Genomic DNA, 7,126 nt, shown 5'->3' with positions numbered 1-7,126 from the left:
TTTGGTGACATTACACTGAGCTGTCTGCAGGGTGTAAGTATTTACTTTCACAAGCAGTAACAGCTTTAGCGAGTATCACTGCCGGTGTACAGTACGAAGGTGATATCGGCTCCTCACTCGAAAAAATTCATCAGGCTGTTGTTAATATTTAAGGTTCAGAGATTCTGGCATTTTACGATTATGGCAGTTCTAAGATGAACTTGGAAATGTTGTTAGAGATGACTGATCGTAAGATTCACAAATACGATGTTGCTTTAGTTGAGGGTGCTTATACAGCGGCCACCTTAGCTCAAGTAGATTCACCGCTAGATGTTATTGAAAGTAATTTGAAACAGTTAATTATTAAGTGAAAAATCTAAATTTTGTATTTTGTTATAAAAATAGTTTTAGTTGATTAAAGCAAATAGTCTGTATTGATCATCAATTGTGTTCAAAAAAACATAGTTGATGTCAATACAGACTATTTTTGTTATCTATTTAGAATAGAACTCACTTTGAATAAGAACTCTTAAAGATAGTATTATCTTTTTTAACCATTATATTTAGAAAGTTTAAATTCAACTTTATCATTGTTCTTTAGCTTCTTTTTATCAGCAGAAACGTTAACTTGTTTTTTGTTGACAGTATAAGTCCAGTAAATTTTTTTCTTGTCATTTTGTTTATGACCATCGATTTCGGTAATAAATCCCTTTTTATCGTTCACTTTCCAACCCTTTTTCAAGCCTTGAGTGACGGTGGCATTTTTCTTTAGTGTGATAGTCTTTTTAGCAATTTGCTTTTTATTTTTCTTCAAAGTATATGTAACTTTGATATTATTAGTAGTACTTGCTTTTGCTGTTGTAGCAGGGGCAAAAACTCCTAGTAACATTAATAATGATGCTAAAAATGCGGCAATTTTTTTCATTATATTTCCTCCTCATATTTGATAACATTTTTAATTATAGCAAAATAAAAACTAGATGAATCAATTAGATTTTTTAAATTAATAAGTTAAAATAAGAATATTGACTAAAGGGGTGAGAGATTGAATCGATTAATTTTATTTTTTCAAAAGAACGTCAATAGTATTACAGTATTTGCTTATTTGCTCAATATTATTTTGGTTTCTTTGCTTTATAACAACCCCTTTATTACAATTACGATTTTAATATCTTTATTGATAATTAGTTTTTTGACACGACGAGAGAAATTCTTTTCTTATATTGGATTTTCTAGTGTAGTCTTTTTAGTAACGGTTTTGTTTAATTTGATTTTGAATCAACGAGGAACACATAATTTATTGATGATCGGATTTTTGAAAATAACGATGGAATCATTGGGCAATAGTTTGATCTTAGGATTATCATTTGTGAATTTATTGTGGTCGTTTTATATTTATGATTCGTTTGCAAGAACTAAGGTCATTTTTGAGGTTTTGTCACGTTTATTCAAAAGTATTGCTATTATTTTTATTTTGACTTTAAAGTTTATACCAGAAATTATTCAAACTTTTACAGAAACAAGAGAATTAAGAAAATTTAGAGTTAATATTTTTGAAACAAAAGGTTTCAAAAAAATTCAACAAACAATTGATTTGACGGAAATAATTCTTGATAAAGCTGTCGCTAAATTTATGAACGTTTCTGATACTTTGATTCTCAAAGGATATGAAAAACAACATCAAAGAATGGGAAAAATTTTCTTCAAAAGAATTGATTATTGGACCTTAACCTTGATAGTTGGTTCATTTATTTTGGATTTTTGGTTTGCAGTCACAAAAACTGGTCAAATTAATTTCGGATCAGCCAATTTAATGATTGGATTCAATCATAAGATATTTATGATTATGATAATTAATAGTGTTCTAATTCTGTTACCGTTGCTGATAGGAGGCATAAATTATCAATGGTGGAAATTTTACATTTCAAAGACTACTGTTTCCAATACAATAACAGCCAAAAGTTATCGTTAGATAAAATTAATTTTTCACTGTTCCAAGGTGATTTTGTCATGATTATTGGAGCAACGGGAAGTGGAAAAAGTACGTTACTAAAACAATTTTTACCAGGATTGGCAACTGGTAAAGTGATTAATGGGAACTTAACAAAATCAGTTTCTAATGACAAATTTGCTTATGTTTCTCAATTTGTTGATAATCAAATTATTATGGAAACCCCGCGGGATGATTTGAAATTTGTATTGGATAACCAAGGGTGTACCAATAATGAGATACAGTTACGGATCACTGAGGTAGCAAGTTTCTTAGGGATAATTGAATTGTTGGATAAAAAGATAACTAATTTATCTGGTGGTCAAAAGCAATTAATTAATTTAGCGGGTGCTTTAGTCTTGAAGCCACAAGTTTTGTTGCTAGATGAACCAACAGCTCAGCTAGACCCAATTACTTCTGAAAAGCTTTTGCAGATGGTTCGTAAAGTTAATCAAGAATTTAATATGACTATTATTTTAGTTGAACACGAGTTAGAGCAAGCTGTACAGTATGCCAATCGTTTATTAGTAATGGAACAAGGGCAGATCTTAGTTGATCAACCAATAGAAAAGGGATTGCAGAGTATCTTCGATAATCTCTCTTATCGAAATTACTTACCTCAAACTGATCGATTAGTTTTGGAATGTAATTTATTAGTGGATAATAGGTTACCGCTGGATAACCGGACTCTGTCAAGAATTGTTCAACAAAGAAAACTGGATTTGGAGCAAGTTAAATATAATGAGAGTTTTGACCCAGGTAAAATTATTTTTCAGGTTAAGAATTTAAATTATCGTTTCGAGTTTAATGGGCGGAATATAATTGATAATGTCAGTTTTAATTTGCAACAAGGGGGATCTTATTGCATTGTGGGACCTAATGGAACTGGGAAAACTACATTATTAAAAACTATTACGCAACAGTTAAAGAAGCAATCTGGGAAAATATTGTTTGATGGTCATAAGTTAAAAAGTGATTTTTCTCAACATGTGTTTGTTCTACCACAAGATCCGGCTACTATCTTCATGAAAGATACAGTACGGGCAGAGTTAAACTTTCAATTAGAACAAAATTCTAGTGAATATAGTTTAAATGAAATATTAGATCAATTCTCTTTAACAAAGTTGGTCGATACGAATCCCTATGATCTTAGTGGCGGACAACAGGAGTTTTTGGCTTTGGCACTAGGATTTATTAAAAACCCAGAAATATTGTTTTTGGATGAACCTACTAAGGGCCTTGATCCGAATAAGCGATATGAATTAGGTTTGATGGTAAAAAAGTTTCAAAAAAACGGTGGAACTATTTTAACTAATAGTCATGATTTGTTATTTGCGGCAGAATACTTTGATCGGATTGCGATGATGTTCGATGGCAAAATCAGTGAATTTACATCACCAAGAGAATTTTTTTGTAACAAATTTTTCTATACAACTGAAATTAACAAGGCCGTCCGAGACTCTTTTCCAATGGCCTTAACATGGAAGGATATCAAAAAAAGTGAATCGTAAATCAATGTTATTATTAGTTTTATCTGCCATTTTGTTATTATTAATGATGATTTTTTCTAGCAAAAATTATTTATTATTTTCGTTTGGATTTTTAGTTTTGACATTTGGGATTTATTTTTGGCAATTTGAAAGAGCCAATCATAATTCGCGAGAGATCGTTTTCATTGCGATTATCTGTGCTTTGGCAGTAGTAGGTAGAATAATCTTTGCTGCGCTACCTGCAGTTAAGCCGGAGTTATTTATTTTGATTATGGGGGCCATTGTTAGTGGTCCTGAAACTGGATTTTTAATGGGAACAATTATTGCATTGACCTCAAATATGTATTTTGGACAGGGAGTTTGGACACCATGGCAAATGTTTGCCTTAGGTGTAATTGGATTAATTTCTGGATTAATGTCTGAGAAAGTTCCAACTTGGATTTTGGTTATCTGGGGATTTGCTAGTGGATTCATAATGGGATGGATCATGGATGTTTATTATATTGTAGGCTTCGTTGATCCAATCACTTTCAAAAGTATTCTTATGTCATTAGCGGCAAGTTTTTACTTTGATTTTGTTCATGCAATATTTACGGCAGTATTGTTATTACTAGTGGGTAAACGGTGGATTAAATTGTTCAGAAATTATCAACGAAAATATGCTTTGTTTGAATAATATAGGTTTGTAGTTAAAATACAATTTGTTTTGCTCAAAAAAATATTCCCTAGTAATCAAAATAAGATTACTAGGGAATATTTGCCGCAATGTTCGCAAGCCGAAGGTTTTTTTTTGCTTTAAGGAATTAACAAGTAAACCCAAGCAGCAATAGCTCCACCGGCCAAAGGTCCTAAAACTGGTACCCAACTATATGACCAATCGGAATCACCTTTGTTAGCTATTGGTAAAATTTGATGAGCAATTCTTGGTCCTAAATCTCGAGCTGGGTTAATAGCATAACCAGTTGAACCTCCAAGTGAGAATCCAATTGCCATAATTAGAAGACCAACAACAATCGGATTCAATCCTTGTGTGAATTTGCCTCGAGTAAATGCCAATAATGCAAAGACCAACATGAAAGTACCAATAAATTCACTAAAGAAATTGAATAGATAATTTCTAATTGCAGGTCCAGTTGCAAAGACCCCTAATATTGCCGCAGGATCATCAGTTTCTTGCCAGTGTGGATAGTAATTAATCCAGACTAATGCGGCACCAACAATTGCTCCTAAAATTTGAGCAATGATATAAGGAATAACTGAGGACCAAGGGAAGACTCCAGCAATTGCCATTCCCAAAGTCACAGCGGGATTTAGATGTGCGGGGCTTAAAAAGGCTGAACAATAAATACCAATAGTAACTGCTAGTCCCCAACCTAAGGCAATAGCAATCCATCCAGCACCGTAGGCTTTAGATTTTTTTAAACTAACTGCTGCAACAACACCGTCACCTAAAAGAACTAGAACTAAGGTTCCAATGAATTCCCCAGCTAGTTGAAGCATCAAACTATCTTGCATATATATTTCCTCCAATCGCAGATTGACTGCGCTTACAGCTGTTTTTATTATTATACCTAGATTCAGTTGATAAAACCAAGAAATTAGCTATGCAAATACATTACATATATAAGGAGTATAGAATGAAAATTTATACAAGAACCGGCGATAAAGGAAAAACAAGAATTATTGGTAATGATGTGCTTTATAAGTCAGCACCTAGAATTAATTCATATGGAACAATTGATGAGTTAAATTCTTTAGTAGGGTTGGTAATTGCTAATTTGTCTGATAAAACCAAAGTATTTAAAGAAGAGTTGGAAGAAGTTCAACAATTATTGTTTGACTGTGGTACTGATCTAGCTATTTCACCAACGGATAAGAAACATGAATTTATTTTTGAAGACAATGGTGCAGTTGAATGGCTGGAAAAGAAAATTGATGAATATAGTGAAAAGGTTCCTGTCACTAAGAAATTTATTTTACCTGGTGGTAGTAAGACTGCCGCAAATTTGCACATGGCTAGAACTGTCACTAGAAGAGCGGAACGTGAGATTGTGGCTTTAATGCAAATTGAGCCAATTAATGAAGCAGTTCTAAAATTTATTAATCGCCTATCAGATTATTTCTTTGCAGCAGCTCGCTATAGTAATGTTCTCGAAGGCGTAGAGGATATTCAATATCGTAATAGTAAACCTGTGTTTAGATAACTTTAAAAATGTACCCATTTGCTTTTAGAAATGGGTATTTTTTTCGAATAAAATTGTTATTCTTTAACTAGATAAATTTAAGACTATTGAGGTAGGATTATGCGAACAGAAAAAGAAAAGATGTTAGCTGGAGATTTGTATATTGCTCATGACGATGAATTAAGAGTTGATTTTAAAAAAGCTAAGAAATTAGTTAGAGAATATAATCATACGACTGAAGAACAAACAGATGATCGAAAAAGAATTATCGATGAATTATTTCAAAAACATGGTAAATCAACTTATTTAGAACCACCATATTATACTGATTATGGTTGTCATACTGTTGTTGGTGATAATTTTTATGCCAATTATGAATGTATTATTCTAGATATTGCTGACGTAAAGATTGGTGATAATGTATTATTTGGTCCACGTGTCGGTCTATATACAGCAGGACATCCAATTGATGCAGTGATTAGGAATGAAGCATTTGAATATGGTAAACCGATAACTATTGGTAATAATGTTTGGGTCGGGGGAAATGTTGTTATTAATCCAGGCGTTACGATTGGCAATAATGTCGTTATTGGGTCAGGTGCTGTTGTTACTAAGGATATTCCAGATGATGTTATTGCAGTGGGAAATCCCTGCAAGGTCTTGCGTAAAATAAATGAGCAGGATAAAAACTATTGGGAATTGGAAAAACAACGCTACTATGAAAATTAGGAATATTTAAAAAGGTGGCAAAAAACTATACAAAATTTCTCCATTTGGCTTACAATTAGTTAACCATCAAATATGCTTAAAAGCGAGGTATTCTCTAATGTTATCAATTGTTGATAAGGCTTCAGAATTACTCAAAGATGATTCAATCACTATTTCTGAAATTGAGAAAGCCACCGGTATTAGTCAAATACAATTAACCAAATTACGTGAATCAAATGATATCGAAGAAAAAATTGAGGATTTAAAATACAAGGATGTCCTGGCTTTAGCTGATATGTTTAACAATATTCAAATCGAGTGTTTGAATATGCATGATAATGATTTTTATAAGTTTGTGGTACGAATGGGCGATTGGTTTGGCGAAGCAATTGAAATTCAGGAAGACTATTACGATTCACCTGATGCGATGGCCGATGATATGAAAATTGCGGCTGCAATTCAAGAACTAAACAATATTTCCACCCAAGAAAAATCAATTATGCTTGATTTGTATTTTAGTTACTCTAGGGATGGTCAGAGTATGTCTTAGTAAAATATTTAATTTGTGAACTTTAAAGTAAAAAGACAGGCTGTTCGTCAAATCAAGTTGATGGCGGTTCAAGTTAACAGTTAGACCATAAATGGTCTAGCTGTTTTTTTATTTAGCTGATGAGCTTGCTCGAAGCCAAAACATTTGAATATTTATACGTTCAGTAAAGTTGTTCCAACTACGATATCCATAGGCACTACTTTTTATCTTTTTTATTCTTCCACTT

The 7,126-nt window shown here is 32.4% G+C and carries 9 protein-coding genes; 7 read left to right on the top strand and 2 right to left on the bottom strand.

Annotated elements, in window-relative coordinates; translation table 11 throughout:
* Positions 1-161: 161 nt before the first annotated feature.
* On the top strand, positions 162-350 hold the full coding sequence (locus CBP76_RS13385; RefSeq protein WP_342746078.1) for a PTS sugar transporter subunit IIA domain-containing protein: 189 nt from the start codon (positions 162-164) through the stop codon (positions 348-350).
* A 179-nt stretch (positions 351-529) separates the two neighbouring features.
* Here CBP76_RS13385 and CBP76_RS10100 read toward each other — a convergent pair whose 3' ends face one another.
* Positions 530-904, bottom strand: a complete 375-nt coding sequence (locus tag CBP76_RS10100; protein WP_102196762.1) for a DUF4430 domain-containing protein — start codon at positions 902-904, stop codon at positions 530-532.
* 120 nt (positions 905-1,024) lie between these two features.
* Here CBP76_RS10100 and CBP76_RS10095 point away from each other — a divergent pair, with 120 nt between their 5' ends.
* From CBP76_RS10095 to CBP76_RS10085, 3 genes are read left to right on the top strand one after another with little or no spacing between them, the layout of a single operon-like run.
* Positions 1,025-1,951, top strand: coding sequence for an energy-coupling factor transporter transmembrane component T (locus CBP76_RS10095; protein WP_102196761.1), 927 nt, complete (start codon positions 1,025-1,027; stop codon positions 1,949-1,951).
* A gap of 38 nt (positions 1,952-1,989) precedes the next feature.
* The gene (locus CBP76_RS10090) at positions 1,990-3,480 is read left to right on the top strand and encodes an ABC transporter ATP-binding protein (protein WP_245865743.1); all 1,491 of its coding nucleotides are present in this window, start codon (positions 1,990-1,992) and stop codon (positions 3,478-3,480) included.
* Positions 3,470-4,135 carry an ECF transporter S component gene (locus CBP76_RS10085; RefSeq protein WP_245865741.1) on the top strand — a complete coding sequence of 222 codons (666 nt, stop codon included), beginning with the start codon at positions 3,470-3,472 and terminating at the stop codon, positions 4,133-4,135. The genes CBP76_RS10090 and CBP76_RS10085 overlap by 11 nt, the downstream gene beginning before the upstream one ends.
* A gap of 119 nt (positions 4,136-4,254) precedes the next feature.
* Here CBP76_RS10085 and CBP76_RS10080 read toward each other — a convergent pair whose 3' ends face one another.
* Positions 4,255-4,974: an MIP/aquaporin family protein gene (locus CBP76_RS10080; RefSeq protein WP_102196759.1), complete on the bottom strand. Its 720-nt coding sequence runs from the start codon at positions 4,972-4,974 to the stop codon at positions 4,255-4,257.
* Positions 4,975-5,096: 122 nt separating this feature from the next.
* Between CBP76_RS10080 and CBP76_RS10075 the strand changes: the two genes are divergently transcribed.
* From CBP76_RS10075 to CBP76_RS10065, 3 genes are all read left to right on the top strand, one after another.
* On the top strand, positions 5,097-5,663 hold the full coding sequence (locus CBP76_RS10075; protein WP_102196758.1) for a cob(I)yrinic acid a,c-diamide adenosyltransferase: 567 nt from the start codon (positions 5,097-5,099) through the stop codon (positions 5,661-5,663).
* 99 nt (positions 5,664-5,762) lie between these two features.
* Positions 5,763-6,371: a sugar O-acetyltransferase gene (locus tag CBP76_RS10070; RefSeq protein WP_102196757.1), complete on the top strand. Its 609-nt coding sequence runs from the start codon at positions 5,763-5,765 to the stop codon at positions 6,369-6,371.
* 97 nt (positions 6,372-6,468) lie between these two features.
* Positions 6,469-6,900 carry a hypothetical protein gene (locus CBP76_RS10065; protein ID WP_102196756.1) on the top strand — a complete coding sequence of 144 codons (432 nt, stop codon included), beginning with the start codon at positions 6,469-6,471 and terminating at the stop codon, positions 6,898-6,900.
* Positions 6,901-7,126: the final 226 nt, after the last annotated feature.

Source organism: Companilactobacillus nuruki, assembly GCF_002872255.1.
GTDB classification, from domain to species: domain Bacteria; phylum Bacillota; class Bacilli; order Lactobacillales; family Lactobacillaceae; genus Companilactobacillus; species Companilactobacillus nuruki.
This window is presented reverse-complemented; position numbering and strand designations above follow the sequence as displayed.

Excerpts from the sequence above, each read along its gene's own strand:
- CBP76_RS10080 (WP_102196759.1), bottom strand. The coding sequence starts at position 4,974 with ATGCAAGATAGTTTGATGCTTCAACTAGCTGGGGAATTCATTGGAACC.
- CBP76_RS10070 (WP_102196757.1), top strand. The coding sequence starts at position 5,763 with ATGCGAACAGAAAAAGAAAAGATGTTAGCTGGAGATTTGTATATTGCT.
- CBP76_RS10100 (WP_102196762.1), bottom strand. The coding sequence starts at position 904 with ATGAAAAAAATTGCCGCATTTTTAGCATCATTATTAATGTTACTAGGA.
- CBP76_RS10065 (WP_102196756.1), top strand. The coding sequence starts at position 6,469 with ATGTTATCAATTGTTGATAAGGCTTCAGAATTACTCAAAGATGATTCA.
- CBP76_RS10090 (WP_245865743.1), top strand. The coding sequence starts at position 1,990 with ATGATTATTGGAGCAACGGGAAGTGGAAAAAGTACGTTACTAAAACAA.
- CBP76_RS10075 (WP_102196758.1), top strand. The coding sequence starts at position 5,097 with ATGAAAATTTATACAAGAACCGGCGATAAAGGAAAAACAAGAATTATT.